1 protein-coding gene and 1 rRNA gene are annotated in these 2,818 nt (G+C 46.3%); both read left to right on the plus strand.

The annotated features are described in order from the left end of the window. Window positions 1-601, plus strand: a 601-nt coding sequence (locus AB4653_RS06075; protein WP_372103583.1) for an HD-GYP domain-containing protein, incomplete at its 5' end; no start/stop codon positions are given. 612 nt (window positions 602-1,213) lie between these two features. Then, a 16S ribosomal RNA gene (locus AB4653_RS06080) occupies window positions 1,214-2,768 on the plus strand. The last annotated feature ends 50 nt before the right edge of the window (window positions 2,769-2,818 follow it).

Below are 2,818 nucleotides of genomic sequence, written 5' to 3' on the forward strand. Positions count from 1 at the left end.
GAGTACGCTGACAGCACCGGAAGAGAATTACCTAAAACTTCATACGAAATATGGTGCTGATATTGTCTCTGGAATTGATGACTTTCCTGAAAGTGCCAAAAAAGTAATCGTTCAACATCATGAAATGAATGATGGCTCTGGTTATCCTGAAGGCTTAAAAGAAGAAGAGATAGATGAACTAACCAAAATAGTTTCAGTGGCTAACGCATTCGATAATCTTTGTCATGGTAAAGCGCAATCTCAACAAATGATCCCATACTTGGCATTGTCCCACTTATATAAGAACTGCAAACATCTATATAGTCAGGATAATTTGAGTCTATTGGTTAAGTTCATGGGAGTCTATCCGCCGGGTACTGTCGTGCAGCTTTCCAATGAATCAATTGGAATCGTGATTTCGGTTAATGCCAAACATATGCTTTATCCGAACGTACTGATCTATGATCCTAGCGTTCCAAGAACCCAAGCCCCGATCATTGACCTATTTACTAAAGAGATAAAAATTGTCAATGCAGTTCATCCAAGCAAGTTACCGGAGCAAGTTAGAGAATATCTAAACCCTAGGGCTCGTTTATCTTACTTTTTTGATAATGGTGAGTAGTTATCCACAGGTTCTTGTGGGTAGTTTGTTCGAAACTTGGGTTGAAAGTTGTATAAATAAGCCCTTGGTTGAAATATCTTCACTTAACCTCTTTTTTAAATAAAAAACGTATTTAATGCTTGCCAATGAGAGCTGCATCTCTATAATGCCGCCTCACTGACACGGCAGACGCCATAAGGCTTCAGCGAAGAATGTTAGTAAGGCAACTAGCTTTAAGCGATGATTCGCTTTTACTTTTTAAAAGTAGAAATTAATTCCGAATAAGTGTTTGACACTGAGAATTAAATAGCTAGAATGGCCGCCTCTTCCGAAGTGATGTAAGTCACAACGAAGAGAAGCTCTTTAACAATTTAAACCTATCAATCTGTGTGGGCACTCGTTGATGAATATCAAAACGTTATTACTTAGGTAGTAACAGTTACTTCGGTAACAAAATTGATTTCAATGAACTGAGTGACCAATACGTTTAACTACTTGTAGTTATTCGGCACAGTCAATTCATTACCATTCTGTTGGAATGGTAATAGCTTTAGAATTACATGTTCATGTTCTTTTTCGAAAGAGCGATGAATATTAGTTTTGAAGTCAGTATTCGTTGAGTCACAAAATCTTAAATTGAAGAGTTTGATCATGGCTCAGATTGAACGCTGGCGGCAGGCCTAACACATGCAAGTCGAGCGGAAACGACACTAACAATCCTTCGGGTGCGTTAATGGGCGTCGAGCGGCGGACGGGTGAGTAATGCCTAGGAAATTGCCTTGATGTGGGGGATAACCATTGGAAACGATGGCTAATACCGCATAATGCCTACGGGCCAAAGAGGGGGACCTTCGGGCCTCTCGCGTCAAGATATGCCTAGGTGGGATTAGCTAGTTGGTGAGGTAATGGCTCACCAAGGCGACGATCCCTAGCTGGTCTGAGAGGATGATCAGCCACACTGGAACTGAGACACGGTCCAGACTCCTACGGGAGGCAGCAGTGGGGAATATTGCACAATGGGCGAAAGCCTGATGCAGCCATGCCGCGTGTATGAAGAAGGCCTTCGGGTTGTAAAGTACTTTCAGTTGTGAGGAAGGGTGTGTAGTTAATAGCTGCGCATCTTGACGTTAGCAACAGAAGAAGCACCGGCTAACTCCGTGCCAGCAGCCGCGGTAATACGGAGGGTGCGAGCGTTAATCGGAATTACTGGGCGTAAAGCGCATGCAGGTGGTTCATTAAGTCAGATGTGAAAGCCCGGGGCTCAACCTCGGAACTGCATTTGAAACTGGTGAACTAGAGTGCTGTAGAGGGGGGTAGAATTTCAGGTGTAGCGGTGAAATGCGTAGAGATCTGAAGGAATACCAGTGGCGAAGGCGGCCCCCTGGACAGACACTGACACTCAGATGCGAAAGCGTGGGGAGCAAACAGGATTAGATACCCTGGTAGTCCACGCCGTAAACGATGTCTACTTGGAGGTTGTGGCCTTGAGCCGTGGCTTTCGGAGCTAACGCGTTAAGTAGACCGCCTGGGGAGTACGGTCGCAAGATTAAAACTCAAATGAATTGACGGGGGCCCGCACAAGCGGTGGAGCATGTGGTTTAATTCGATGCAACGCGAAGAACCTTACCTACTCTTGACATCCAGAGAAGCCAGCGGAGACGCAGGTGTGCCTTCGGGAGCTCTGAGACAGGTGCTGCATGGCTGTCGTCAGCTCGTGTTGTGAAATGTTGGGTTAAGTCCCGCAACGAGCGCAACCCTTATCCTTGTTTGCCAGCGAGTAATGTCGGGAACTCCAGGGAGACTGCCGGTGATAAACCGGAGGAAGGTGGGGACGACGTCAAGTCATCATGGCCCTTACGAGTAGGGCTACACACGTGCTACAATGGCGCATACAGAGGGCAGCAAGCTAGCGATAGTGAGCGAATCCCAAAAAGTGCGTCGTAGTCCGGATTGGAGTCTGCAACTCGACTCCATGAAGTCGGAATCGCTAGTAATCGTGAATCAGAATGTCACGGTGAATACGTTCCCGGGCCTTGTACACACCGCCCGTCACACCATGGGAGTGGGCTGCAAAAGAAGTGGGTAGTTTAACCTTTCGGGGAGGACGCTCACCACTTTGTGGTTCATGACTGGGGTGAAGTCGTAACAAGGTAGCCCTAGGGGAACCTGGGGCTGGATCACCTCCTTATACGAAGATACTTACGATGAGTGTCCACACAGATTGATTAGGTTTAGAAA

Source organism: Vibrio sp. 10N.222.48.A3, assembly GCF_041475345.1.
In the GTDB taxonomy this organism is placed as follows: domain Bacteria; phylum Pseudomonadota; class Gammaproteobacteria; order Enterobacterales; family Vibrionaceae; genus Vibrio; species Vibrio tasmaniensis_A.